Annotated in this window: 23 protein-coding genes and 1 tRNA gene; 9 read left to right on the forward strand and 15 right to left on the reverse strand. The window is 61.9% G+C overall.

Features of this window, described 5'->3' with window-relative positions; all coding sequences use genetic code 11:
- Nucleotides 1-118 precede the first annotated feature (118 nt).
- The 7 genes from RA302_RS20745 to RA302_RS20775 form a co-directional block, all read right to left on the reverse strand.
- Nucleotides 119-970, reverse strand: a complete 852-nt coding sequence (locus RA302_RS20745) for a Bax inhibitor-1/YccA family protein (protein WP_174519473.1) — start codon at nt 968-970, stop codon at nt 119-121.
- A gap of 194 nt (nt 971-1,164) precedes the next feature.
- Nucleotides 1,165-2,301, reverse strand: a complete 1,137-nt coding sequence (locus RA302_RS20750; protein ID WP_070162427.1) for a methyltransferase — start codon at nt 2,299-2,301, stop codon at nt 1,165-1,167.
- Nucleotides 2,302-2,374: 73 nt separating this feature from the next.
- Nucleotides 2,375-3,061, reverse strand: a complete 687-nt coding sequence (locus RA302_RS20755) for a nitroreductase (RefSeq protein ID WP_003943290.1) — start codon at nt 3,059-3,061, stop codon at nt 2,375-2,377.
- 68 nt (nt 3,062-3,129) lie between these two features.
- Complete coding sequence (locus RA302_RS20760) at nt 3,130-4,035, reverse strand: TIGR03619 family F420-dependent LLM class oxidoreductase (RefSeq protein WP_050657062.1); 906 nt, start codon at nt 4,033-4,035, stop codon at nt 3,130-3,132.
- Nucleotides 4,036-4,038: 3 nt separating this feature from the next.
- Nucleotides 4,039-4,890 (reverse strand): SDR family oxidoreductase, encoded by an 852-nt coding sequence (locus RA302_RS20765; RefSeq protein ID WP_070162432.1) that lies wholly within the window; start codon nt 4,888-4,890, stop codon nt 4,039-4,041.
- Nucleotides 4,891-4,936: 46 nt separating this feature from the next.
- Nucleotides 4,937-7,327: an EAL domain-containing protein gene (locus tag RA302_RS20770; protein WP_007728817.1), complete on the reverse strand. Its 2,391-nt coding sequence runs from the start codon at nt 7,325-7,327 to the stop codon at nt 4,937-4,939.
- On the reverse strand, nt 7,320-9,623 hold the full coding sequence (locus RA302_RS20775) for an EAL domain-containing protein (protein WP_256261857.1): 2,304 nt from the start codon (nt 9,621-9,623) through the stop codon (nt 7,320-7,322). The genes RA302_RS20770 and RA302_RS20775 overlap by 8 nt, the downstream gene beginning before the upstream one ends.
- Nucleotides 9,624-9,919: 296 nt before the next feature.
- Between RA302_RS20775 and RA302_RS20780 the strand changes: the two genes are divergently transcribed.
- From RA302_RS20780 to RA302_RS20790, 3 genes are all read left to right on the forward strand, one after another.
- Nucleotides 9,920-10,597 (forward strand): tellurium resistance protein TerA, encoded by a 678-nt coding sequence (locus RA302_RS20780; protein WP_007728823.1) that lies wholly within the window; start codon nt 9,920-9,922, stop codon nt 10,595-10,597.
- A 289-nt stretch (nt 10,598-10,886) separates the two neighbouring features.
- Nucleotides 10,887-11,081 (forward strand): hypothetical protein, encoded by a 195-nt coding sequence (locus RA302_RS20785; RefSeq protein ID WP_007728824.1) that lies wholly within the window; start codon nt 10,887-10,889, stop codon nt 11,079-11,081.
- Between the two features lie 963 nt (nt 11,082-12,044).
- Nucleotides 12,045-12,731 (forward strand): hypothetical protein, encoded by a 687-nt coding sequence (locus tag RA302_RS20790; RefSeq protein WP_007728826.1) that lies wholly within the window; start codon nt 12,045-12,047, stop codon nt 12,729-12,731.
- A 93-nt stretch (nt 12,732-12,824) separates the two neighbouring features.
- On the opposite strand, the gene RA302_RS20795 is transcribed toward RA302_RS20790, so the two are convergent.
- The 6 genes from RA302_RS20795 to RA302_RS20820 form a co-directional block, all read right to left on the reverse strand.
- Nucleotides 12,825-12,901 (reverse strand) — tRNA-Leu (locus tag RA302_RS20795).
- A gap of 34 nt (nt 12,902-12,935) precedes the next feature.
- Nucleotides 12,936-13,901, reverse strand: a complete 966-nt coding sequence (locus RA302_RS20800; protein ID WP_070162436.1) for a Ppx/GppA phosphatase family protein — start codon at nt 13,899-13,901, stop codon at nt 12,936-12,938.
- Nucleotides 13,898-14,443, reverse strand: a complete 546-nt coding sequence (locus tag RA302_RS20805) for a DUF501 domain-containing protein (protein ID WP_054827653.1) — start codon at nt 14,441-14,443, stop codon at nt 13,898-13,900. Before RA302_RS20805 ends, RA302_RS20800 begins: the two co-directional genes overlap by 4 nt.
- A complete protein-coding gene (locus RA302_RS20810; RefSeq protein WP_231915783.1) occupies nt 14,440-15,009 on the reverse strand; it encodes a septum formation initiator family protein in 570 nt (189 codons plus the stop codon). The genes RA302_RS20805 and RA302_RS20810 overlap by 4 nt, the downstream gene beginning before the upstream one ends.
- 176 nt (nt 15,010-15,185) lie before the next feature.
- Nucleotides 15,186-16,472, reverse strand: coding sequence for a phosphopyruvate hydratase (eno, locus tag RA302_RS20815; RefSeq protein ID WP_003946309.1), 1,287 nt, complete (start codon nt 16,470-16,472; stop codon nt 15,186-15,188).
- A gap of 214 nt (nt 16,473-16,686) precedes the next feature.
- Nucleotides 16,687-17,499, reverse strand: a complete 813-nt coding sequence (locus tag RA302_RS20820; RefSeq protein ID WP_116058051.1) for a lytic murein transglycosylase — start codon at nt 17,497-17,499, stop codon at nt 16,687-16,689.
- Between the two features lie 140 nt (nt 17,500-17,639).
- On the opposite strand from RA302_RS20820, the gene efeU reads away from it, so the two are divergent.
- Genes efeU through efeB form a run of 3 tightly spaced genes read left to right on the forward strand, consistent with a single transcriptional unit; the run spans nt 17,640 to nt 20,968 of the window.
- Nucleotides 17,640-18,542, forward strand: coding sequence for an iron uptake transporter permease EfeU (gene efeU / locus RA302_RS20825; protein WP_003946279.1), 903 nt, complete (start codon nt 17,640-17,642; stop codon nt 18,540-18,542).
- 14 nt (nt 18,543-18,556) lie between these two features.
- The gene (gene efeO, locus RA302_RS20830) at nt 18,557-19,687 is read left to right on the forward strand and encodes an iron uptake system protein EfeO (protein WP_070162437.1); all 1,131 of its coding nucleotides are present in this window, start codon (nt 18,557-18,559) and stop codon (nt 19,685-19,687) included.
- Nucleotides 19,688-20,968, forward strand: a complete 1,281-nt coding sequence (gene efeB / locus RA302_RS20835; protein WP_070162440.1) for an iron uptake transporter deferrochelatase/peroxidase subunit — start codon at nt 19,688-19,690, stop codon at nt 20,966-20,968.
- A gap of 15 nt (nt 20,969-20,983) precedes the next feature.
- Here the strand turns inward: efeB and RA302_RS20840 are convergent, their stop codons facing one another.
- On the reverse strand, nt 20,984-22,246 hold the full coding sequence (locus RA302_RS20840; protein WP_064075738.1) for an Hsp70 family protein: 1,263 nt from the start codon (nt 22,244-22,246) through the stop codon (nt 20,984-20,986).
- A 135-nt stretch (nt 22,247-22,381) separates the two neighbouring features.
- On the opposite strand from RA302_RS20840, the gene RA302_RS20845 reads away from it, so the two are divergent.
- The 3 genes from RA302_RS20845 to RA302_RS20855 are packed head-to-tail and all read left to right on the forward strand — an operon-like array spanning nt 22,382 to nt 25,449.
- Nucleotides 22,382-24,220, forward strand: coding sequence for an alpha/beta hydrolase (locus tag RA302_RS20845; protein WP_176742037.1), 1,839 nt, complete (start codon nt 22,382-22,384; stop codon nt 24,218-24,220).
- Entirely contained in the window at nt 24,217-24,477 is a 261-nt protein-coding gene (locus RA302_RS20850; protein ID WP_338477815.1) for a hypothetical protein, read from the forward strand. Before RA302_RS20845 ends, RA302_RS20850 begins: the two co-directional genes overlap by 4 nt.
- Before the next feature lie 12 nt (nt 24,478-24,489).
- A complete protein-coding gene (locus RA302_RS20855; protein ID WP_338477817.1) occupies nt 24,490-25,449 on the forward strand; it encodes a lipase family protein in 960 nt (319 codons plus the stop codon).
- Here the strand turns inward: RA302_RS20855 and RA302_RS20860 are convergent, their stop codons facing one another.
- Nucleotides 25,450-26,835 carry a glycoside hydrolase family 71 protein gene (locus tag RA302_RS20860; protein ID WP_230587543.1) on the reverse strand — a complete coding sequence of 462 codons (1,386 nt, stop codon included), beginning with the start codon at nt 26,833-26,835 and terminating at the stop codon, nt 25,450-25,452. It lies immediately after the preceding gene.
- Nucleotides 26,836-26,894: the final 59 nt, after the last annotated feature.

Raw genomic sequence — 26,894 nt, forward strand, 5'->3', positions numbered from 1 at the left:
GCTCCCCTTCGTTCCAAACCAAGCAGTTGCTAGGTATCCAAGCACCGTAACCGTCCACAGACGACAAAAGAAGGGCCCCTCGCGGGGCCCTTCTTCGTGTTACGGATCGACTCGAGAACTAGTCGTTGTTGAAGTAGCTCAGCAGACGCAGGATCTCGACGTACAGCCAGACCAAGGTGACGGTGAGGCCGAATGCGACGCCCCAGGCTGCCTTCTCGGGCGCCTGTGCGCGGATCAGCTGATCAGCGGCGTCGAAGTCGAGCAGGAAGCTGAAGGCTGCGATGCCGATGCAGACGAGGCTGAAGATGATGGCGAGCGTTCCGCCGTCACGCAGTCCCAGTCCGCCCTCGACGAAGAAGCTCGCGACGAGGTTACCGAGGGCCAGAACGACAACGCCGATCAATGCGCCGATGATCATTCGCGTCAGACGCGGTGTCACCCGGATCGCACCGGTCTTGTAGACGACCAGCATGCCGAAGAACACGCCGAACGTTCCGAGGACTGCTTGCGCGATCAGTGCGGATCCGCCGACGCCACCGAATTGAATATCAGTGAACATGAACGACAGCGCACCGAGGAACAGACCCTCGGCGACGGCGTACGCCAACACGATTGCCGGGTTGTCCATTTTGCGGCCGAACGTAGCGACCAGAACCAGAACGAGGCCGACGAGACCGCCGCCGATGACCAGCGGGGCTGCGAGGTCGACGTTGTTGTTGACCAGGAAGTACGACACCAGTGCCGAGATCGTCAGCACACCGAGCGTGATGCCCGTCTTGGTGACGACGTCGTCGATCGTCATGGCCCGCGAGGTGGGACCGGTCTGGTACGGCTCGGCCGGAGCGTACTGCGGCTGACCGAACTGCTGGGTTGCCTGCGAGGCGCCCGCCGTCGCAGATCCGAACGAGGCGTATCCGTTGCCCTCTTGCTTGGGCAGATTGCGGAACACCGGGTTGCTGGTGGTGCGCACCGTGATCATCCCTTCATCGTGGTGGCCTACGACGGGTGCGTCGCGGGTTCGCCGGACGGATCCGAGTTTCCGACACGGTCCGTGTACCTGACTAAAAGTAAAGCACTCGTAATTTACAACGTCGAAGCTTCGGTTGTAGTTCCCGGCGCATTTCCGGAAGATCAACACTCTTCGACACTCGTCCCTTTTCGATACTAGGACGGTTTGACCGACTTCATCACGATGAACTTCGCGTTCTTCGCCATCGCCTCGCTCGGACCCACCGCGGCTTTCAGCGGTTCGCGATACCCTAGATGCGCGTTGTGAACAGTCCACAACTCGCCACCCGGACGCAGGACACGGCCGGCAGCTTCGAACATCTTGAGTGCTCCGCCGGTGTGCACCGCCGCGCCGACGTGGAACGGCGGGTTCAACAGAACCAGATCCGCGCTCGCACTGGGCAACGAACTCACGGCGTCGTCGCGCAGGCCGCTCACTCGATCGCCGACGCCATTTGCGGACGCGGTCGCCAGAGCCGAAGCGACGGCTGCCGAGGACTGATCCGTTGCGATCACGTGCACGTCCGGGAACTTCCGCGCGATCGCCGCCGCGAGAATGCCGCTGCCACAACCCAGATCGATCACGTCGCTCAGCGGATCGACCGCAATCTTTCCGAGGTTCTGCAGGAGCAACCGGGTGCCGATGTCCAGGCTCGCACCGGCAAACACTGCGCCGTGAGCAATGACGTCGAGGTCGAATTCGTCGAGGCGTTCGGTCATCGGGAACGTGATAGCAACATCGGGCTTCGGTTCCGAAGCCTTGAGTACGCGGGACTTCTGACGCCCACGCGAGGCGCTGACGTCGGAAAACGATTCGCCGAGAACCTTGTTCATCGCCGGGGTGATGTGCTTGTCACGCCCACCGGCGAAGACACGAACCGCCGGGTCGGCGTGGAGCGCGATCAGCTGGGCGATCTCGGCAAGTTCGGCGAGGCTACGCGGCAATTGCATGAGCACGACGCGGGCGCCGCTGAGCAACTCCTCGTCCAGTCCGTGCGAGGTGAAGGCGTCACTGAATCCGAGTTCGCGCGCATTGTTCGCGAGGGCCAGCTCTCCGGTGAGCGGATCCTGGTGAACGCGCACGGCGGCGATTCCGTGCACGAGCGCAACACCGGCAGTCAGCGCACCGTAGTGATCGCCGATCACGACGACGGTGCCCGCCGGTGCCGCGGCAAGAGCGTCGGCTGCCTCGTCGAGGATCAGACGATCAGCCGCATCGACGGCAAAGAGATTGGGTGCCTCGACATCGGGGAATCGGCGCAGACGATCGAACAGTTCGGGTGTGTCGGACATGCCACCAGTCTTTCAGGTGGAACTACGCAACACTCAATCCCCCGACCAGCAGGTGATCAGTTCGACATCCCTGTCAGTTCGACATCCACTGCACGACGTTGTCGACGGTTTCGCGTTCGGTGCGGAATCCGTTCACCGGGTGGTCGGCGTCGGGGTATCCGAACGAGATCGCGCAGACAACCTTGCGAGTGTCGTCGATACCGAAATGCTCGTGAATGAACTTGGAGCTGCCCGCGAGCGCCGCCTGCGGAATGGTGGCGACCCCCAGACTCTGGGCCGCGAGCAGGAAGCTGTTCACGTACAACCCGCAGTCGACTGCGCCGTAGGTGCCCAATGCCTCGTCGGTGGTGATGATCGCGACGTGGGGAGCGCCGAAGAGCTCGAAATTCTTCATCGTCTGTGCCGCGGATCCGGCGCGGTCACCGTGCTCGATTCCGACGCTCGAATACAGCGCCATCGCGCAGTCGAACCGACGCGACTTGTAGATGCCCTGGTACGCGCGCGGGAACTCGAAGTCCGACTCCTGGGCGTTGGCCATCACGTACTCACCGAGGCCGGCGCGGAATCGCTCGGTGCCCTCCCCTTCGGTGATCGCGACCTGCCACGGTTGCGTGTTGCACCACGACGGCGTCTTCTGCGCCAGCCGAAGGATCTCCTCGATCACCTCACGTGGCACCTGACGGTCCTCGTAGGCGCGGCAGCTGATCCGGGCGTCGAGCAACGCTTCCAGGCTCGTATCCACGACGATGCTCTCGGTCATGTGTTCTCTCCTCGATCAGGCTGCACTACAATACTTCGCACGATAGAACTACCGCCTCGACGCAATCGTCAGCGGGTCACCTTTGCGAAGGCCGACACCAGCTCGCCGAACTCTGCCATCGCCGCATCCGGATCCGGATCTACTGCTGCCAGCGCAACCAGCACATCGGTGGCACCGGATTCGAGCAGCTGCTCGGCGCCGATCATCGTCGCCGGGAGGTCGATCGAACCGTCGGACCCGCGTACGACGGTCAGTCGCCCACGGACCTGCAATTCCGCTGGATCGCGTCCGAGATCCGCCATCGCTTTGCCGATGACGTCGATCCCTTCACGTAGGTCGTCGTCCGCGGCACCCATGATCGGAATCCACCCGTCACCCCAGGTTGCGACGCGTCGTACAACGGCCTTGGAGAGCGAACCGGACACCCAGATCGGGATTCCAGCGGCCGGACGGGGCGCGCAGTACACGTCGTCGAACTTCAGACGAGGGGTGTCGATGCTCGCCGGCGCCGAACTCCACAGGGCCCGGCACACTGCGAGAGCGTCGTCGAGCAGTGGTCCCCTTTTACCGAAGTCCATACCTGCCGCCTCGTATTCACGTTCCTGCCAACCTGTTCCGACGCCCAGGTCGAGTCGGCCCCCGGAGAGCAGATCGAGTGTCGCGGCCGTCTTGGCCAGTACCGCTCCCCCGCGCAGCGCCGCGATGACGATTCCGGTCCCCAAGCGAATTGTCTTCGTCTGTCCGGCAACAAAAGCCAGGACGGTCAGCGGCTCGAGCCAGTTGGCGTCGGGCTCGGTGGGGAACGCCGACCACGTGTACGCCGAGTTGTCCGAGCCCATCACCACGTGATCGGTGACGAGGACCCGGTCGAAGCCGGCAGCTTCCGCGTTCTGACAGACCTGCACGAGTTTCGCGTAGGAGTCCTCCGCGAGAGTGGTGCCGAAGTTGGGAACGTTCAGACTGAAAGTTGTCATGTGTCAAGCCTTTCGGGGCCGGTTGGTCCAGCCACCCTCTTCTGTGGGGAACCAGCCTCCGGCAGCGTGCGAGCCGCCGTCGACGTGGATCACGGTTCCGGTGATGTATCTCGCCAGGTCGGAAGCCAGGAACAGTGCGGGGCCGGCAATGTCGACCGGCTGGCCCGGTCCGCCCAACGGTGCCCACCCCGGCCACTTGTCCCAGTCGTCGGCAGGAACGATCGTGCGATACGGCACCTGTACCGACTCGATCAGATCCGGGGCAATGGCGTTGACGCGCACTCCGGTTCGACCGATCTCCACACCAAGGCTTCTGGTGAACTGTGTCAGCGCGGCCTTGTATGCCGAGTACATCGTGTGGCCCGGGATCGCTCGATGCGCCTCCACCGTCGTCAGGTTCACGATTGATCCACCCAAACCGCGGTCGATCATGCCGGGAAGCAGGGCATGGGTCAGACGCACGACGTGATCGAAATTGATGCTGCCGGCCTCGGACCAGAAACCGGGATCCGTACCGGTGAACTCTGTCGGCGGGTTCAGGAAATGACCCACGTTGTTCACCAGGACGTCCGGCGCGAACTCGGTCAACGCCGCGGGGACTTCCCGCGTCCGCACGTCGTACTCGAGATAGTTGATCGAACCACCTGCAGCCGAGTCGAATTCGACGTCGCCAAGAGGAGCCACGTCGACAACCAGAACTGACGCGCCATGCGATGCAAATGCTCGAACAATCGCTGCGCCGATTCCCTGGGAACCGCCTGTGACCACTGCCTTCTTACCCACCAACATCGGCCCTGGGGAGTACGCCGATCCGACCACCACGAAGACACCCTTCTGCAGTTCGATGTGAAGCACTTCGGCGTACCGTCACACATCGATCGGCAAAACGGGCGCAAAGTTCTCACTCAGTGGTAGCCGCGACACCCCACCTGCTCGAACCGCCGAGTCGCCCATTCAAATAGTGCGGAATCTCGGCTGCCCGTATCGGCATTCCCTCGAGGTACCCCTGGATCACGTCACATCCGCACTCGGTCACTATCGCGCGCTGCCTCTCCGTCTCCACGCCCTCGGCGACGGTGTCCAGCCCCAGAGACTTGGCAATCGCGATGACGGCTCGCAAGACAGCGAACCTCGAATTCGAGGGATCCGCGTCCAGCGGTGCGACGAACGCCCGATCGATCTTCAACCGATCGAGCGGCAGCCGGGCCAAGCTGGCAACCGAGGAGAACCCGGTGCCGAAGTCGTCCATCGCAATGGCGATGCCGAGCGCCGAGAGCTGTACCAACACATCTCGGTCGGCGTCGTCGATGACCAACGATTCGGTCACCTCGATCTCGAGTCGGCTGGGGTGGAGGTTCACCTCGATCAGTGTCCGGCGTACCGAGTCGACGTATCGACTCGAACGCAGTTGCACCTGAGAAACATTGACGGCAACCCGAATGTCCTCCGGCCACGTTGTCGCCGCCGTGCAGGCAGCCCTCAGAACACCTGCACCGATCGGCACGATCAAGCCGGTTTCCTCGGCGACCGAAATGAAGTCTCCCGGCGAGACGAGACCTGAAGTCGGATGGTTCCACCGCAGCAGAGCCTCGAACCCGACAACAACTCCCGTCGCGGCCGAGACCTGTGGCTGATAAACCAACTCGAACTCTTCGTCGATCAACGCACGACGAAGATCCAACAATGCCCTGGCCCTACCCGTCGCACGATCCCGCAAAGTCGCATCGAAGGCGCGAATCTGGTTCCGACCGCTCTCCTTTGCGTGGTAAAGCGCGAGGTCCGCGACAATCACCAGGTCTTCGAGGCTGTCGGCATCGTCGGGCATCGAGCCGTACCCCAGACTGGCACGAATGCGAATCTGGTTGCCGACCAGTGAAAATGGTCGTTCGAATGAGTCGAGAATCGTTTGGAATCTCTTTTCCACCTCATCTGCACTCCCGATGTCGTCGAAGGCTAGGTCGTCGAAGGCGATGGCGAACTCGTCACCCCCCAGTCGGCCACAGATCTCGTTCGATCGCAGAACGCTGTGCAGTCTGCCGGCAACATCGCGAAGCACGTCGTCTCCGATGTGGTGTCCCAACCGGTCGTTGATCGACTTGAAGTTGTCCAGATCCAGAATTGCCAGCCACACCCTGTGTCCGTCCCGAATCCGCGAAGACAGTTGAGCGTTGAAGCTGTACCGATTTCTGAGACCGGTCAACGAATCGATCTCTGCCAATCGCAAGATGTTCTGGCGCTGGTGATACGAGTGCGTGATATCGGATCCGACACCGCGCCACCCGTAGGTCGCCCCATCGCCACTGCCCGGGTGACCTGACATCGACCACCAGCGAGTATCGCCCCGAACGACGACCTGCATGGTGAGGTCCCGAAACGCCGTCCCGGCTTGAAAATTCGCGGCGAGGAGATCAAGGGACTTCCTGCCCACATCTGTTCGGGACGCGCCGATCCCGATCAGGATCTCGTGCATTGTGCGGCCCCGAATCTGTGCTGCCGGCAAACCGACCTGCTCGGCGAATCGATACGACACGGTACTGGCGATACCGCGCGAATCGGTCTCCCAGAGCCAATCCTGTGCTCCGTCTTCGAGATCGTTGAGCAACAACTCGACGAGATCTCGTTCGTCCTCGGCTATGAGTTCGGCGCGTAGCCGTCTCTCGAAAAGTTTGGCCAACAGCAAAGTTCCGCTGTAGAGCGAACCTACAAAGACGACCAGCACCCCGATCAGCACGAAACGCGATGTGCCCGGTTCCGTCCAGAACGCCCCGGCCAACCCGACTCCCACCAGGCTGATCCAGACCACAGTGATTCCGCGAAACATCATGGTGGGAAACACGCCGACCGCGATCCCACCGATCAAGGTCGAGCTCAGTACCAACTCGTCACGAGGATCGAGCATCGGGAAGAGAACGAGAGCCAAGCACGCCAGGAGCACTCCCCAGACAATGATTTCGACTGTGAGTACCACCAGTTCGGTGGTCTGGGACTCGGAGACGCCGAGACGCGAGCGCCGGAGCCAATACACACTGAATCCAGCGCTCGACAACAGCATGACGCTCGACCAGGCGAAGGTGAACCATCCGGCATCCACCGGCAGAAGCACCACGATCGCTGACAAGGCAACCGCCGCGGTCAGAAACGACCACGGCAGTACGCGCGCGGTGAACCGCAGTCGTCGATCGAGTAGGCGACGGCGATCGTAATCCGAGAGGTGTTGTTCCGTGCCGCTGCGACCGAGTTTGCGCACCGACGTCCCGACGCGACGCCTACGGAGTACTGCCGGGTCACCCACGTCGGCCTGCTACCGCCGCTGCGACCGCGTCGACCGACATGGCTCCGCCGGCGATGTATCCCTGAACAGTCCTCACCCTTGCAGCGGCCACGGACTTCAAGTCTTCCTCACCGTCGACTCCCGAGACGACGACCTCCATTCCCAACGCGTCGACCAGATCCACGACAGCTTCGAGGATCGACCGTCCACCAGGCACTGCACCCGAAATGGAGCGCTCTATCCGGACTCGGGTGAACGGAAGGCCGGACAGTGATGCGAGCGAGGAGAATCCGGCGCCGAACTCGTCCACGGTCAGCGCGATTCCCATGTCCGCGATGGCGTGCAACGCAAACTTGGACTCGTCGGTGATCGCCGATGATTCGTTGAGTTGGAGCTCGAGCTGATGTGCACTGACACCTGATCGTCGAAGCGAGTCCCCTATCGTGACGACAAAGGAATCCGATTCGAGCTGACGCGTCGATACCGCGACGGCTACCCGCAGGTGATCAGGAAGGCGGGACGCCGCCTCGCAGGCCAACTCGAAGACGGTAGTCCCCAGTGAGTACGCCAAACCGGTGTCGTCTGCGACGCTCATGAATTCGGCGGACGTAACGGCACCGAGGCGGGCGTTGTGCCAGATCACGCGGACTTCCACGGCCACGATCTCGCGGGAAACCACGTCGATCCTGGGCAACAGCTCGAGTTCGAGGTCCTTCTCCGCGACAGTGTTTCCCAGATCTTCGAGCAGGCGGGCCCGCCGATCGGCCACGGACTTCATCGAGTCTCGATATTCACGTACGGCACCGCGCCCGGATTCCTTTGCCGCGAACAAGGCCAGGTCCGCAGCGCCCATCATCTCGTCGGCGGAGGACGGCAGCTCGTCGGGGAGGTAGTACCCGATGCTGCATCCGATCTCCAACCGCGTACCGGCCACTGTGATCGGCTCGTGCAGAGTTTCGATGTAGCGGCCGAGCAGAGTACGAACTTGTGAGCTGTCACCCACATCGGTGAAAAGAACCGCGAACTCGTCTCCCCCCAGACGTGCGAACAACTGTGACACCCCGCCGGCTTCGGACAGGCGATCCGCGACCTCTCGCAGAACCGCGTCGCCAACGGTGTGTCCCAGTGTGTCGTTGACCGACTTGAAGTTGTCGAGGTCGAGCATGGCCAACGCGAGACCACTTTCGCTTGTGTACGGCTCGCGCAGCAGTCGCTCGAGCTCGGTCCAGAAGCTGTGCCGGTTCGGCATACCGGTGAGTGCGTCCACACGACCCATCCGCACGATCTCGTCACTCTGCAGTTTTACTTCCGTGACGTCGGAACCGACTCCTCGCCAGACGAACTCGTCGGGTGTACGGCCGGGGCGCGGGCGTCCGGAGATCTGCCACCACCGAATTTCACCGTGAACTCGGACCGGAACGAGCACGTCGACGAATGCGGTCTTCGTGTGGCGGGCCTGCTGCAACTCCATGAGCGCATCGATCCCGCCGGGGATCCGTAGGGTGCCCAACTCCATGAACAGGTCCTGCCACGCCGTTCCCTGCAACTCGGTGGAGTCCAGCCCCGCTTCGACCGCGAGCCGCGTCGGGATTCGGTTGAACTTGCCTTTCTGGTCCGTCTCCCACACGAAGTCCCCGGCGTTGCCTTCGAAGTCGTCGAGAAGCATCTGCACGACCGATCGTTCCGACGCGGCGCTCAATTCAGCTCGATAGCGAGATTCCAGGTTGCCCGAGACCACTATCGTGCCGCCGATCAGAGCCGCGCCATAGGCGATCATTCCAATGAGAATTCGTTCGAACTCGGGTCCCGGCTGAAGCCAGAATGCCACCCCGAGGATTATCAGATTGGACAGGACCCAGGTGACCCCCACCACTCGCAACATCGCGGTGGCCACGGCTCCGGCACCGGTGATCGATGTGGTGACCGCTATCAGGATCAGATCGCCGGAATCGTCCAGGATCGGGTACAGGACCAGGGCGAGCGAGGAATACAGGATCCCGACTACAGCAAATTCGACGATGAGAAACGCGTAGGACATCCGGTACGTGGGTGTGATCAGGTTGAAATGAATGGCGAGACCCACGCACATCCCCACCAACCCGATCACGCCGGACAGCAATGGCCACACACGCGGCAGCGGTCCGCCGTCCGGGGGAATTACATACAACGTCAGCCCGAGTGTGACGACGAGGTGGACGGCAGCGGCCCATGGCAGCACGCCGAAGGTAACGGCTATCTGCTCACGAGTTACGTCATCACGTTGGGCGGGCGTCAGTCTTTCTCTCTGGCGGGGTTGCAGAAGCGACAGGACTGGCATCACTTACCTCCCGCTCCCACGACGCAATTGAATCGGACGTCCGACTCAGCAATTCTTCCGTAATTGGACGTTGCCGTGTCAACCAGTGCGTCCACCCTATTTCGGAGTCGCGTCTGCCCACAGACACAGTAATCAGCAAACTGCTGGTCTGCCGCAAGTTGGCGCCGCAAGTTTGATGCCTATGGGTTGAAATCAGACATGAGGGACAATGGCCGGAGATCGCCGATCACGTCGGTGGAGATTCCTCGACGGGTAACACGATCGGACTCATTCGAGTTCAGACAAGGACTATCACGATGGCAATCGACTACACCCGACGTTCCGGCGAGTCCACTCCGTCGCAAGCACCGGTCAGCCTGAGCAAGATCACGCTCACAAAATCGGCGCCGACGGTCAACCTCGCGAAGGCGGGTGAACGACAAGGCAATATGCGCGTGAACCTCAACTGGTCACAGGGGGCACCACCGAAGAAGACCGGTTTTCTCGCCAAGCTCGCCGGCGCAGGCTCTGGTGCGGTCGACCTGGACCTCGGATGCCTCTACGAACTTGCCGACGGGTCCAAGGGAGTAGTTCAGGCCTTGGGTAACAGTTTCGGTTCACTGACTTCTCCGCCCTACATCTCCCTCGACGGCGACGACCGCAGTGGTGCGAACACCGGCGGCGAGAACATGCACGTCAATCTTGGTGACCCAAGCGCTTTCCGGCGAATCCTGATCTTCGCGATGATCTACGACGGCGCTCCCAACTGGGCGGCGGTGGACGGCGTCGTCACCTTGTATCCCACCAACGGGCCGGAGGTGGAAGTGCGACTCGACTCCGCCAGCAACCAGGAGCGACTGTGCGCAATCGCTCTCATCCAGAGTTCAGGTCAGGGCGTGACGGTGACCCGTGAAGTTCAGTACATCAACGGCAGTCAGTCAGATCTCGATCGGGCCTACAACTGGGGAATGAAATGGGCTGCCGGACGAAAGTAGGGGCTGCGGACGGGATCTCCCCCATCCGAATGACAATGTCCGAATCATCCACAATGTCGCAAGTTACTGGATAGTGTCGAGAAGTGGGGTCGGACATGCGGGGTCACGCTCGACACCGATAGTGGGTCGGTGACGCTATGTGCTTGGCGACGCCGACGTTCGACCGGAAAGGCCCTCGATTTCCCCCGAGATCGAGGGCCTTTTCGTATCTTGCGTCACTGTTCGCACCCTTTCATTAGTTGATCGTTAAACTAGGCGTTCGTCCAACATGCACCGATGGAGAACGTGAATGTCCACGAATTCAGATCGACGCCCGCGCCTGCCCGTGAGAATCGCCTACCTCGCCGCAGGAGTTCTCTTTGTCGCCGCCATGCTCCTGTTGGCAAGCGTCGTCAACCCTGATCGGGACCGCGATTTCTCGATGAACCACGTCCCCGCGGGGACGTCGACGACCGCCTTCGCCGCAACGTCCGACCTCGGCTAACGAAGGTACCGGTACGTAAGTGGCGCACGTCACGAACTGTGGGTAGTTTCAACGCCGATGGTTCGCCGTAGGTCGGTATTGAGAGGGACGGCCAACCACTGCCCTGCCTGGTTGCCCCACCCAAGCAGGCAGGGCACCCCAGATCAGGCAGGCACCCCAGATCAGGCAGGGCACCCCCGATAATTTAAGCCTCAAGTAACTGTTACTCGGGAAAGACTTGTATCAAACCGGGACGAATCGTACATTTCATCCGGCAGTCGGCCTTCGTCCGACGCCTTTGCCGTCAATGTCGACGGAACTTCTCTGAACACCACCACAAGTCGGCCACTTGTCGTGACCGCATTCGTCCTCGCGAAAGGCTCGCCCATGTTCGATTTCTTCGGCGCAATCTCCGGCTTCTTCGGTCTACTGTTCGGCACCGGCTCGTCGAGCGGGAGCTCGGGAGGAAGCAGCGACGCACCCGTCGCCCCGCCTACCTGATCCACAAGCCTCACCCGGCACCGATCCGCCGGGTGAGGCTCTCGCGAATCTCTTTGAAACACAATGTAACAGCACTTCAGTTCCACCGACTTTTCTGCGGATTCACGCCGACACACTCCGGCGTCCGGACAGTTTCACCACATCGCCTGCAGTAATGGGTCCTGTGTCCGCCATTCTCCGTCGAGGCACACCCGCAGACCTCCCAACCGACAAGGCATGTGTTCGCCGTGAGCCGGTGTCCGTTGGGGCAGCAGTCCGGGGATTGCTCGGTCAACCGCATCTCCACATTTTCGCACACATGTTCGACAACTTGATACTGCACGCTGCACATTCGATTACACCGGCTGCTTCCGGTCGGCCCGAGCGCAACTATCCCTTCCGTCACTTCGGTCTGCTTTAATACGAAGGCTTTGTCGGGGGTTTACCAATGTCCGAAGTTGTCGAGTTTCTGCGAGCACACGCAGGCGAACACGGGGTTGAACTATGGGTTTCTTCAAGAAGGCGGCTGTGACTGCTCTAGCGGTCGCTGCAGTCGGAGCATCAACAGGGATCGCATCAGCTGATCCGTCGACCGACGTGAATTACGAAGCGAAGGTCGTCGACAAGTCGATCGTCACCACCATCGACGCCGGGTTGTTCAAGGTGTCCGGCGACGGCAAGTCCGTCGTCTTGCAGGACAGCAAGGGAGCCGACCTTGTTTCCCTGCCTCTCGCATACAACCTCGGGGATCTACAGTTCCCCTTCGATCGCACGATCAGTGAAGACGGTAAGACCCTCACGCTGACACCGATCACCGATTCTGCGAAGGCAACACCTCGACCCGAGAGTGCGCCTGCGGCAAAGGAATGGACGCCCGTCGCCTCGCCCGAGGAGAATGATCGGGCGATTGCGCACTTCCAGAGCCAACTCGGACTCGGCACTCAGGTCGGCAGCCTGCTCGGCACCATCGTCGGCGCCGGAATCGGTTGCGCTGTCGGCGCTCCGCTGGGCTTGACCATCGTCGGACTCCCCGTCGCCGCGGCACTGTGCCTGGGTGGCCTCGCAACAGGCGCCGGAATCGGCGGTGTCGCCGGAACGATCCTCGGCGGCGGCGGCGCGGCTGTCGTAGCCGGCATCGATCTCGTCAACACGCTGAATGCTCCTGCAGGGACGACCGTCTGGGCTCAGTAGCCACTTGGTGGTCAGTCGCTGCTCCACGGAAAGCCCCGCCCGCCCGAAGAGGACGAGCGGGGTTTTTCGATTCAATGTGCAGGAGGATCTACGTGGTGCCCCCAGTCGGACTCGAACCGACACTTGACGGATTTTAAGTCCGTTGCCTCTGCCAATTGGGCTATGGGGGCCTTGCCGCACCCGACGGGTCGGGTGCGGCAAGGATCAGACTATCGGGTCGGTCTGAGCTACCGACATCGCGATGCCGTCGAGTATGTCGTGTTCGCTGACAACCAGTTCGGTGATCCCGGCTTTGGCTTCGAACGCTTGAGCCAGCACCGTGGTGATGATCGCTCCGCCGCCGATGACGTCCACCCGCCCCGGATGCATCGGGCCGAAGGCAGCACGATCAACCCGAGGCATAGCAATGAGACGCTCGCACACGTCGAACAGTTGATTGAACGAAATCCTCGACAGGTGCACCTTCTCGGCGTCGTACTCCGGAAGTTCCTGAGCAATCGCGGCCAGCGTCGTCATGGTTCCAGCGACACCCACCCACGTGTGCGCCTTCTCGACGGGTACGGCCTCGAACGCCTCGGCAAGTTTCGCGGTCGCGAAAGCCGTCGCCTCGGAAACCTGCTCTGCTGTAGGCGGATCCGACGGTAAGCACCGCTCCGTGACGCGCACACAGCCGATGTCGGTGGAGTACGCAGCCTGGACGCCGGACGCCTCGCCGAGGACAACTTCGGTGGATCCGCCGCCGAGATCGACCACCACGAAGGGGCCCTCCGACGGATCGAGTTCTCCCACAGCACCGCTGAACGAGAGGCGCGCCTCTTCGTCGCCGGTGATGACCTCTGCTCCGGATCCGGGAATCACCGCGCCGAGCACGTCCCGCGTCATCGTGAAGAAGTCTTCCCGATTCGCAGCGTCGCGAGTAGCCGAGGTGGCGACCATGCGAACGGCGGTTGCTCCGGCATCGGCGATCATCGACGCGTACTCGACCAGCGCGACCCGGGTGCGTTCGATGGCCTCGGGCGCGAATGTCCCTGTCGCATCAACACCTTGACCGAGTCGCACGACGCGCATCTCGCGCCGGACATCCACCAGACGACCGTCGGCGCCGACGTCCGCGATCAGCAGTCGAATGGAGTTGGTACCGCAATCGACTGCGGCGACACGGCGAGTCACCGGTCGGTGTTGTCGGCATCGTCGATGCCAGGCCAGTCCGCGGGAATTGCAGTGCCGCGCAGCTTTCCGTGACCGGCCAACGCGACGGACTCGTCACCGAGCGGATTGACGCCGGGTCCCTTGGCAAGCGAATGTGCCATCAGCACGTGCAGGCACTTGACACGATCCGGCATCCCACCGCCGGCAAAGTCGGTTCCCAGAGATTCGATCGCGTCCCGCTCGGCAAGGTACGACTCGTATGCCCGTCGGTAGGCCGCGGCAAGTTTCGGATCCTGGGTCAGGCGTTCGGTCATTTCACGCATGACGCCGGCGGATTCCTGACGGCTCGCTTCGGCAGTCAGTCGCGGGTCCGTGAGGTAGTACAACGTCGGGAACGGTGTTCCGTCCGGAAGTTTGGGGGCGGTCTTGACCACGCCCGGCTGACCGTCCGGGCTGCGGTACGCGATCTCGATCACTCCGCGTGGCTCACGGCCCAATTGAGCGGCAACGGCGTCGAGATCCGCTTGTGAAACCTGTGGGGAATTTTCGGACGTGTTGCTCACCCGGTGGGTACTCCTTGTTCTTCTGGCTCTATCGGCGCCAACGGCATCGGGGCCGGTGTCGTCGTCTCGGGAACCACTGGCGGTTCCGAAATCGTTTGCCACAGATCGCGATACCACGGACCTGTGAGCGGTGTTTCCTTTTCCTGCTTCTTCTCGGGTTCCTTGTAGTCACCGGGAAGCTGAACCTGGAACGGGGTCTCGCCCGGTTTGACGTACCGAAGGCGTTCTCGTGCAAGAGCTTCGATGTACGCAGGGTCGTCGAAGCGCGCGTTCTGCCCTTGCAGCTTTCGCAGTTCTTCCTCGAGTACCTGACGTTCCGCCGCCACCTGCGCGGCATCCGAACGCTGGCTGATGTAAGTACGGAGCGGCACTGCCAGTGTCAGCGCCAGCATGAGCACAACCATCGCGAGCACAACTGCCCGACTGGTGGACAAGCCGAAAATGGTGTTGTCCGACTTCGGAAGCCGAGACCAGAACTTGTTGGTTCCGCTCTTCCCCCGGGCCGACTTCGACCCTCGCGCCGACGCTTTCTCGGCGGAGACCCCCGGTTGCGCGGGGCCTGTCACAGCGGAATCGACTGCTTCCGGATCTACCGAAGGTTCCGACACGCGTGGGCGTCGGGCACTGTCCCGACGCGCACGCGACGGTGTGTCCCCACGACGGGAACCACGACCCCCCGGACTTCCGCCGGGGGATCGTGGCTTACCGCGCTGTGCAGACACTACTGAATCTTAGATTTCCGTCAGGCCTCGAAAGCGAAGCGCGGGAACGCAACCTCGCCGGCGTAACGTGCTGCGTCGCCGAGGTTTTCCTCGATGCGCAGCAGCTGGTTGTACTTGGCAACGCGCTCGCTGCGTGCCGGAGCACCGGTCTTGATCTGGCCGCTGCCGACGGCAACCGCGAGGTCGGCGATGGTGGTGTCCTCGGTCTCGCCGGAACGGTGGCTCATCATCGTCTTGTAGCCGTTGCGGTGAGCGAGATCGACGGCGTCGAGGGTCTCGGTCAGGGTGCCGATCTGGTTGACCTTCACCAGGAGTGCGTTGGCCGCACCCTTGACGATGCCTTCTTCGAGGCGCTCGGGGTTGGTGACGAAGAGGTCGTCGCCGACGAGCTGGATCTTGTTGCCGATCTGATCGGTGAGTGCGACCCAGCCGTCCCAGTCGTCTTCGTCGAGCGGATCCTCGATGGAAACGAGCGGGTAGGCGTCGATGAGCTCGGCGTAGAACGCCGCCATCTCGGCCGCGGTACGGTTCTTGCCCTCGAACTTGTAGCCGGTGCCGTCGGTGTAGAACTCGGTGGCAGCGACGTCGAGAGCGAGCGCGACGTCGGTACCCAGCTTGAGGCCGGTCTTGTTCACGGCGATCGTGATGAGGTCGAGTGCTTCCTTGGTGCCAGCGACGTCGGGCGCGAATCCGCCTTCGTCGCCGAGACCGGTGGAGAGGCCCTTCTCCTTGAGAACCGACTTCAGGGAGTGGTAGACCTCGGCGCCCCAGCGCAGCGATTCCTTGAAGCTCGGTGCGCCGATGGGAGCAACCATGAACTCCTGGACGTCGACGCCGGTGTCTGCGTGCGCGCCACCGTTGAGGATGTTCATCATCGGGACAGGGAGAACGTGAGCGTTGGGGCCACCGACGTAGCGGAACAGCTCGAGGCCCGAGGACTCGGCGGCGGCGCGAGCCACGGCAAGCGAGGCACCGAGCAGAGCGTTTGCGCCGAGACGCGACTTGTCCGGGGTGCCGTCCGCGTCGAGCAGCGCCTGGTCGACCGTGCGCTGCTCGGTTGCGTCGATGCCGATGATGGCAGGAGCGATCTCGCCGAGCACAGCCTCCACGGCCTTCTCGACGCCCTTTCCGCCGTAGCGTGCGCCACCGTCGCGCAGTTCGACGGCTTCGTGCTCACCGGTCGAAGCGCCGGACGGCACCGCAGCCCTGGCGAAACTTCCGTCTTCGAGCAGAACCTCGACCTCAACCGTGGGGTTACCACGGGAATCAAGGATCTCGCGAGCTCCGACCTGCTCAATACTGGCCACTGTGTGGTTCTCCTTCGAATGGGCTTCGCATTGGGGCACGCTCTGCGTGCTTGACACTTGGGCTCCGACCCCTCCGGTCGAAAGAGGACCACGATCGCGGCTGGGCCTCTGCAGTGCCAGCACCTCTGTAGTGCCAGCACACAGCCTAACCGCACGGGCCGAAGGCTTCTTTATCGACGCGCGGTCACGGGTCCGACCTGCGGATCGATCACCGTCAGTCCGGCCGTACCCCGACTGAATACGCCGACGCACGATCACGAACGAGTGCGAGATAGTCGCCCGAGAGGTTGTACGCCATCAGTGCCTGCTGCCATCCGGCAGCGGAAGTGAGGTCTCCCCCGCGTGCACACAGGTAGCGGGCGGCCGTGAGGGCAGCGTCGTCGATGTTGTCGGGGTCCACCCGGCCGTCGCCGTTGGCGTCGACTCCCCATTTGAGCCACGTTTCGGGGATGAACTGCATGGGCCCCATCGCACGGTCGTGCACTGGATCGCCGTCCATCGCCCCGCCGTCGGTGTCGGGGATCTCGGCAACTCCCGGGCCACCGTCGAGGGGGATTCCACGAATGATCGGAGCAACCTGGCCGAACGCGTCGACCGACGAGCCGTCGTAGGTCCCGTGGCGGCTCTCGACGCTGCCGATACCGGCCAAAGTTGTCCACCCGATTCCGCAGCCGGGAAGCGTCTCGGCCATGACCGCAGCGGCGTACCCGTAGGCCTCGAGTGCCGTCGTCCCGATCCCGATGTCGTCCGACAATCCCGCTGCCCAGTCGGCGAGTTGATCAGCACTGCGGCCGGGAGCATTGATGTCGATCGGCGGCGTCGGAGAGCCGGTACCTGGGGGTATGCCCTCCGGAATGGCTACTTTCGGTTCGTTCGATCCGCAAGCCACGACGCCTGCGCCCAGCAAAGCTGTTCCGGCAGCTACTGCTGCTACGGCTCGCGAGAGACGCCGGGGACTTCTGCGGGCTGCGGGAGTTCGGTACACCCCTCCATCATCCACATGCGAGTGAACTACTCCCGAATCCATTGGTAAAGAACAGCAAAAGTACAGGTGAGAGCATGGTTCACTGTCGATGATGGAGTATCTTCTTCTGAGTTAAGGCTGGCCTAGCCTCATGCGTTCGTCAGAAGCTGTTGCACTCACTCAGTCAGGAGTCGCCCGTGCCCGTGTCGGTACTCGCTGCCGCGAGCACACCATCAGTTGCCACCCAGTTATTCGGCAGTGGCCTGATCGGTCTGCGCGAAGGCCTCGAAGCGGGCATCGTGGTGATGATTCTCGCCGCCTACCTCGTGAAGGCCCAGCGCAAGGACGCACTGAAATGGGTGTGGCTCGGCGTCGCGATCGCCGTCGCGATGGTGGCGATCATCTTCTTCGCGATCCACTACGGAACGTCGACGGTCGACGGCCTGACCGCGGAGATCATCGCGGGCGTTGCCTCCCTGATCGCCGTCGTCATCGTCACGATCATGGTCCTGTGGATGCGCACGGCCGCCAAAAACATTTCCGGAGATCTGAAAGCGGGGATGGAGAAGGCGTTGATCGCCGGACCCGTCGCCATCTTGTCGCTGTCGTTCTTCGCGGTCGGTCGTGAAGGCGTCGAGACTGCGTTGCTCATGGTCGGTTACGCCGAGAACACCGCAGGCAGCTCCTGGCCGTTGGTCGGACTGCTCCTCGGAATTCTCCTGGCCGCCGTCTTGACCGTCGCCATGTACTTCGGCGCCCTCCGTCTCAACCTGACGACCTTCTTCCGGTACACGGCGATCTTCCTCATCGTCGTAGCCGCCGGAATCCTCTCGTACGGTGTTCGCGCTCTGCAGACCGGAAACGTCCTGCCGGGCGGTTCGAATCTCGCGTTCAACCTGACACCCGGCTACGACCCGTCGACCTGGTACGGCACCGTCCTCGCCGGAATCTTCAACTTCCGCCCGGACCCGACCGTCCTGCAAGCCGTCGCATGGGTCGTCTACCTCGTAGTCGTCCTCGCGCTCTTCCTACGTCCCCTTCCGTCGAGCCCATCGGAACCGACAACCCCGCCTGCGCACGACACACACGTTCCCGAAAAATCCTGAGAGGCATTGCCGACATGCGTAAATCCACCCTCGTACTGGCCACGGCCGCGGTACTTCCCTTCTCCCTCGCCGCATGCACCGAGAAGACGACCGCGAGCGACGGCGACATCGTCGTCACGGCCACCGACGATTCGTGTGACGTCAGTGCCACCACTGGAACCACTGGCAGTTCGACGTTCCAGGTGACGAACAACGGCTCGAAGGTCACCGAGTTCTACGTCTTCGCCGAGGGCGATCGAGCGATGGGCGAAGTCGAGAACATCGGCCCAGGCCTTACCCGGCAGCTGATCGTCTCCCTCCCCGAGGCTGCGACCTATCAACTCGCGTGCAAGCCGGGCATGGTCGGAACCGGCATCCGTCAGGACTTCGTCGTCACGGGCGATTCGCAGGCGGCCACCGACGAGAGCGGCCAACTAGCCGAAGCTGCCGACGGCTACCGGAGGTACATCCGCAGCCAGATCGTCGCGCTGCAGGACACCGCAGCTCAGTTCGCCGCCGCCGTCCAGTCCGGCAACGTCGACCAGGCGAAGGCACTCTTCCCGATCGCACGTACCTACTACGAGCGCATCGAACCCGAAGCCGAGAGCTTCGGCGAACTCGATCCCAAGCTGGACCTGCGCGAAGCGGATCTGGAGCCCGGTCAGGTCTGGACGGGATTCCACCGCCTCGAGAAGGATTTGTGGGTGACCGGGCTTCAGCCGGATACCAACGCGGTCGCCGATCAACTGCTCGAAGACATTCAGTATCTTGCCGACCAGCTGAATGCCGAGGATTACACGATCGATCCAACCAAGATCGCCGGCGACGCCCAAGGACTGCTCGACGAGATCTCGACTTCCAAGATCACCGGCGAGGAAGACATCTTCTCGCACACCGACCTGTGGGATTTCCAGGCCAACGTCGACGGCTCGCAAGCGGCGATCGCGGCACTGAACCCGATTCTGCAGGAACGTGATCCCGAGCTCGCCCAGCGCATCGCTGACCGATTCGCCGACCTCGACGCTGCGCTGGCGCAGTTCCGGGTCGGCGACGGATTCGTGTACTACGACACCGTCACCGAGGCGCAGCGTCAGGAACTCTCGCGTAAAATCGATGCACTGTCCGCCGAGGTCAGCCAGGTCCAGGAAGTAGTCGCGGGACAGTAGATGACTGATTCACCAGAAGGCACACCCGCTGCGGAAAACGCAGCACCGCACGCAGTCTCACGACGCCGACTGTTCGGCGCCGTGGGGGTCGGCGCCGTCCTGGCCGGTGCCGGTGCCGTCATCGGGCGGGTGACCGCCGACGAGAGTTCCGGCGCCGATCACGCAGACGTGGTCGCCTTTCGCGGCGAGCATCAGGCAGGCATCACGACGCCGGCCCAGGATCGTATGCACTTCGTCGCTTTCGATGTGACGACGAAGTCGCGCGACGAACTGATCACGCTGCTGCAGACGTGGACGGCGATGGCCGAACGAATGACGGCGGGTCAGGAAGCAACCGAGGACGGAGCGACCGGCGACGGTCCGTATGCACCACCGAGCGACACGGGTGAGGCACTCGATCTCGCGCCGTCGCAACTCACCCTGACCATCGGATTCGGACCGTCACTTTTCGACGACCGGTTCGGTCTCGCAGACAAGAAACCTGCTGCCCTGCTCGATCTCCCCCACTTCCGTGCGGACAACCTCGATCCGAATCGCAGCGGGGGCGACATCGCCATCCAAGCGTGCGCCAACGATCCCCAGGTTGCCGTCCATGCGATCCGCAACCTCGCGCGAGTCGCGTTCGGGACCGCGTCGGTCAAATGGTCGCAACTCGGGTTCGGACGAACATCCTCGACCTCGACGACGCAGGCGACACCACGAAATCTGTTCGGGTTCAAGGACGGAACAGCCAACATCAAGGCGGAAGATCCAAACGCACTCGCCCAGCACGTCTGGGTTGATCCCACTGACGATCAGGCCTGGATGGCGGGCGGATCATTCCTCGTCGCCAGACGAATCCGCATGCTGATCGAGCAGTGGGATCGCGCAGTACTCAAGGAACAGGAAGCTGTCATCGGCCGCTCCAAACGCAGCGGAGCGCCGCTCGGCGGCAAGGACGAGTTCGACGAGCTCGATCTCGATTCCAAAATGGGACACGACTTCGTCATCCCGGAGGATTCACACGTTCGCCTGGCCTCTGCCGAGGAACTCGGTGGGATTCAGATCTTGCGCCGCGGATACAACTTCACGGACGGCTCCGATGGCTTCGGCCACCTGGACGCGGGACTGTTCTTCGTTGCGTACTGCCGGAATCCGGTCGAGCAGTTTGTTCCGATGCAGCAAAACCTTTCACGACACGATGCGCTGAACGAATACATCCAGCACGTCGGTTCTGCGGTCTTCGCTTGCCCCGGCGGTCTCGCCGACGGCAAGGACTGGAGTTCCCAACTGTTCACCTGACGCGAGTCTCTGTGTTCAGTACCTCCACGAACGCACCAAATTGACCGGTGCCCGATTCCGCTCGGTCAGTGGATCGATTGCTCTGGTCGTGGTCGGCGGCAGCAAGTCGGAGGTAGGTACCGGCGCGACAATTGCCGTTGTTTGCGCCTGCGGCGGTTCCGCCTGTGCAGGATCCGAAAACGGGCGCAGCACCGCCCACGCGAGGAAGCTGGTCAGCGCAACCATCGAGAACCCGACGCCCACAAGGATTTGCATCCTCCCAAGCCCACCAGCAGGTAGCGAATCCGATTCGGTGTCTTCTTCGGTTTCACCGACGCTGTGCACCACGGCCTGATCGGAAGACATTTCTACAGTATCCGTTGCGATTTCCGAGTCGGAGACTGCCGAAACCGCGACGTCCGAAACCGCGACTTCCGAGCTGGGGTGCTCCTGATGTAAGACCTCGGCTATCAATGCTGCGCCCTTGGCCGAGGCGAGCTCGGGCTCGGCCGGCCTGATCACCGGTACCGAAAACTCCCGCGCGAGTATCTTCTCCACCAGTGAAATTCGGGCGCCTCCTCCGACGAGAACCAAAGCGTCAGGGACACACCGAGCTCGTGCCGCAACTTCTCGAATCACCATCAGCGTGTCTTCGACTTCACGCTTGACAACCGAATCGAAACGGATGCACATGGATTCGGGAACGGGCATCACCTGCGCACGACGGGAGCCACTGGCGAGATACTCCTTGACTTCGCGGGCGTCGAACGCTGAATCAGCGTCGAGGGCTGCATCAACAGTGGTTGCGGGAAGTAACTCCGCGACAACCCCGTCGAGCCTGTCACCGGCGAGCGCCGTCGACCGCGTGGACGCGATGGTTGTCGCGGTCCCGATCTCGATCATCGAGACAGTCACTCCGGTTCGACCGATATCGAGAACTGTAAGTAACCGAAAACCTTCGGCCGCACCCGAAGTCCGTACCAACGCGACAACGGCAACCGCTTCCGGCACCGTGACAACGCCCTCGATACCTCGGGCACGCAGTTCTGATTCGAGCGCTACGTTCTGCCGCTCGTCGGGAACCGAAATGACCATCCGTGACGTGTCCCCGCGAACCGCAGCAACTAGGTGAATCGCGGCTGTCCGGACCGGAGAGGCGTCGTATGCATCTACAGTCCGAGTCAGGAATCGACCGCTCGTGGATCCGGTTTCCGGCTGGGGGTCGGCCCGAACAATACGAACCGAGGCAGCGCCCAACGACGCACCGAACACTGGATCCATCGCTGTACGCACCCCCATATCCAACTCTTGCACTGTTCATCCGCCGCAAAACATACTTGCGGTATGTTATCTGTAGCGGGAAGTTTACCGGATCCTCTGGAAACCGGAGAACTACGCGAAACTGGCAGGCCGAATCAATGTGTGGAGAGGTCCTTGAACAAATCGATGGCCAACATGACAACCGTGATGTCCGCACTACACGCACCCAACCCCACCCTGCTGGCGATCACCACCCGGCGCCTCCGCGACCGCCAGACACCGACCGGGATTCGCACGATCGACACGTGGATTCCGGGCCCTGGTGATGGGGCACTGTTCGCCTCGGTTCACCTGCCGTCGGATGCTGCCGTGCGCGGTGCCGTGGTCATATGTCCACCCCTCGCGAAGGAACACATCAGCGCTTATCGGGGACTGCGCCAACTCGCCCAAGAACTTGCCGAGCACGGATTCCTCGCTCTTCGTTTCGACTATGAGGGACAAGGAGATTCATCCGGTCGGCAGGATGACCCGCTAGCAGTTGCGCACTGGCAGGCCAGCGTGACAGCAGCCGTTTCGTACGTGCGGCGCACAGGTATCGAGTCCGTTGCCGTCGCAGGTTTGCGTGCAGGGGCCCTACTGGCCGCGTCCACCGTAGATACACTTGGCGACCTACGTGCGATGGTCTTGTGGGATCCGGTCATATCCGGTAGGGCCTATGTTCGAGAACTGACGTCGCTGTACCGCGTTTCGGTCGACGACGACCCCCACCACGACGATTGCACATCGATCGTCGGCGGCCTGCTGGCTTCCGCAGCGGTGAATGACCTTTCCGGACTTGACCTCAGCACGTTCGATCCGAGTTCGTCGACAAAAGTCCTCGCCGCGATTCGCCCTGAATTCGCTGATTCGCCCCGCATGGTACGGATGCTCGAGCGATCCGGTGCTGAACGCATATTCGTCGAACGCCAGAATCAGTTCGTTTCCCCCAGCAGTTTCGTACTCTCGGTGCCTACGCACGACATACAGCGGATTTCGAGTTGGGTGTCGCGACAATTCGGCGAGGACAAGACTTCCGTCGATCCAGAGATCACGTCGGCGGCGCATGTCGCGACGGCTGACGACGGCGAAGAAGTCTGGGAAATATTGGAACGACGGTCCACCGGATCACTATTTGCAATCTCCACCGCATCCCGCACGACCGCGAGCCACGCTGCCACAGCGATCTTTCACAGCACCGCGAACGAGCACCGGATCGGGCCGGCGAGACTGTGGGTCGAGTCCGCTCGAACTCTCGCCTCGCACGGTATTCGCTCGATTCGCTTCGACAGGATGGGCACAGGAGACAGCGGCACGGTCTGCACCGACGAGAGCACGCCCATCGTGTCTCCGGAAGCGCGCCGCAATGTGTTGGATCTCGTCGACACTCTCGACGTGCCGCCGTCCCGCCGGATGCACGTCGGAATGTGTTCCGGCGCATGGATGGGCGCCTTTGCAGCAAGCCAGCGCGGCGCAAGGTCCGTGGTGCTTCTCAACATAGTGAACTGGTCGATCAACAATCGCCGACCACCAGTGAAGAAAGCACACGTCGATGCAATGGAGTCTGATGTTGCAAACCGAATTTTCCTCGTGGCCAGAACAATTCGCAATTCCGGACGACGAGCTCAGCGGTACGTTCCCTACCCGGTGTGGCTCGGTCTCGGTTTCCTCGGATTGGTCAATGCCCCCGAGTCGATGCTTCGGACCTTGACCCGCCGCGGGACAAAAACTGCAGTGTCACTCTCGCCGGAAGACGAAGCGTGGTTCGAGGCGAACAGAGGCCGACGAGGTATAGCGCGTCTTTCGAGATCGAGGAATCCTCCACAGGTCTTGTTCTCAGGCTCCGGCGATCACAACCTGTTCCATCGCAGTTCGCGAGAACGCGTCCGCCGGTTGATAGTTGCCTCTGCACTCGATGCGTTCGGAGACCGAAAACTCGCCGTGTCGAAGCGCGATCAGGAGCGACTCGGAGCATGATGCGCACGTCTACCCGGAACGGAATTACAACGTCGTCCCAAGTATTTGTAGTCGTTGCAGCGACAACCGTGGCGCTTCTGACCGGTTGCACTGCCCACACAAGGCCCTCAAAACCGACTCCTACGTCCGTACCTCTTCCCTCGATCAGCGCCGACGCCGTCGCGGCCAGAGGCAAACTGGAAAGTGCGTCCGCGTTCGACGAAATCGATCCACTGATCGCCGACGTGGGCGCGACTGCCCACCAGATCACGTACTGATCAACTTCAGGTATGGACGGAAGCTCAACGGTCGTGTCTGGAGTCGTCTTCGTTCCGGAAGGCGATCCACCACCCGGCGGGCGGTCTGTTGTCACCGTCGGTCACGGCACAACGGGAGTGACTGCGGAGTGCGGACCTTCGATGTACCCGAATCTCCTGGGTTACGCGAGCACGATCGTCCCTTTGATGAAACTTGGGTTCGTCGCAGTCATGACCGACTACCAAGGATTGGGTCCGGCAGGCGGCATCAACCCGTACCTCGATCCGAACACCAGCGCATTCAACCTGATCGACGGAGTTCGCGCGGCGCGAGAAATGGTCCCGGACACGTCCGGGAAATGGGCAGGACTCGGCGTGTCGATCGGCGGGCAGGCGACATGGGCGGCGGCAGAGTTGTCCGGTTTCTACGCGCCCGAATTGAATTTTGTCGGATCGGTAGCGCTGGCTCCGGCGGCAGATCTTTCCAAGCTCGCCGACTTGGCCCAGTCGCAGTGGCTGACGCATGAACAGCAGATCATGATGTCGTACGTAGTATCTGGGCTGACCATCGCTCGACCCGGCACCGATCCAGGCAACTACCTACACGGCGCGCTGGCGAGCAACTCTGCGATGTGGCTGGCATGTGCGGGTCCGGTGTTGAAAGAACGCGGCGAACAAGCATCACGACTGAATCCCGCCGATACCCTGCCGAACTCCAACGAGGCCGGAGCAGTCTTGCGCGACTGGCTCATATCGATCGCCCTTCCGCAGCGTCCGGCCGGAGGACCACTCTTGGTCATCAACGGCGACGCTGATCAGACGATCCGCCCGCAGTGGGTGCAAGAGGCCGTCGACAATGCCTGTGCGTTCGGCGATTCGGTGCAGCACATCGTCAGGGCAGGCCAAACTCACAATAATCTGGATCCGGGGTCCGAGACCGCAGTCTGGCTCCAAGCGCGCTTCAGAGGCGAGTCACCGCCGTCGGACTGCTGATTATCGTCCAAAACTCGAATCGACCAGGTACTCCATGTTCTGAACCGCAGGAGTGGACACGACGTCTGAATGTGCCTTCGCCGAAGCCACTTCCGCCCCGTTTCGAACCACGCTGACCGAGACGGCGCCGACCGCCGATGGAACCGTGCAGATGTCCATCCCTGTATCGGCACTGCACGTGGTCGTCGTACCGCCGACCGTAACTTTCACTTCGGCACCTTCGACCAAGAAGGTCAAAACCTCGATCGTGTCGCGAACCGGGGACGACCCCGCACGCAGAATCATCGGTGATACCGAGGGTAGTGCGGGTTGCGCGGACGACAGCTGGTTCCGATATGTGACGTACGCGATATCACGTGCAATCGCCGGTGCCGTTCCGGTCTTGAACCAGTCGACAAAATATGCGTTCAAATCGAGCAGCGCACGACCGTGCCCCTCGCTCGGTGCAAACGCCGTACCTTCGCTGTAGTCGTTCCACGAAATTAGTTGCACCCATTCGCTATCCGATTCGCGCGCAATCTGCCAGGTGTTTCGGAGATTCCCAGTGTTCTGCGCTTCGTCGAAAACCGATTGGCTGGGACGCGCATCCTGGAACGAGACCGACTGCATCCATATCTTGCCGAGAGCGTGCGCTCGGTTCACCTGATCCAGTGGCGAGCCGATCCCGGTGTCCGTCACTGGATTGAAGGAAGGGTTACGTCCACCCCACGTCGACATTCCATAGCTTATCGACGCGAATGAATCCATATTCGTGGTGGAGTTCAGGAAGAGTGGAACGAAGGCCACCTCGATCCCGTAGCGGGCCTTCATGATTTCGAGAAACTGCGACCACCACGCCGGGTCGTGTTTCTCGGCAAGAAAGGGCGAAATCACCACCCGGTTGTCCGTCAATCGAAAAACCGACGGCGATGACGCGTACTGCGACAACTCGCCTGCCAGATTCGCGGGGTCCAATGTGCCGAGTTCGCCGTTCATATCCGGCATCAGCATTATTTCGAACGCAGGATCAACCGCAGCCGAAGCGGCGAGAAGTTGGGACGGAACGGACGAAGACCACAACGGGTTCGACGACTTCGTCAGAATGTCAACCGAGAACCCACTGATTCCCGCGTCGATTGCCTGCCGCACTTCATCTTCGAGATCTCGCTGCCTCCACTGTGGGTCAGCTGAAACAGGCCGTGGTTGCGGTCGGTCTCGAAGAAACCCTCCGAATGCGGCGTATGAACCTCGTTCACCGTTCGGATTGAGATACTGCGTGGCGTAATAGTCTTCGCCCGACGGTAGGTTGTCGATCGAAAGGGGATACGGCGGGAAGTAGTGCGCAAAGACCATTTTGCCGGTCGACTGTCCGTTGTCCGGAAGCTCGACGGCGGGATGTGATGACACCGCCGCGTCAACCCTCGCGTTTGGGTCCACTCCATCAGAGAGCCTGAGGCCGGCCACTA

This window comes from Rhodococcus sp. DN22 (assembly GCF_036669995.1).
GTDB lineage: Bacteria > Actinomycetota > Actinomycetes > Mycobacteriales > Mycobacteriaceae > Rhodococcus_F > Rhodococcus_F erythropolis.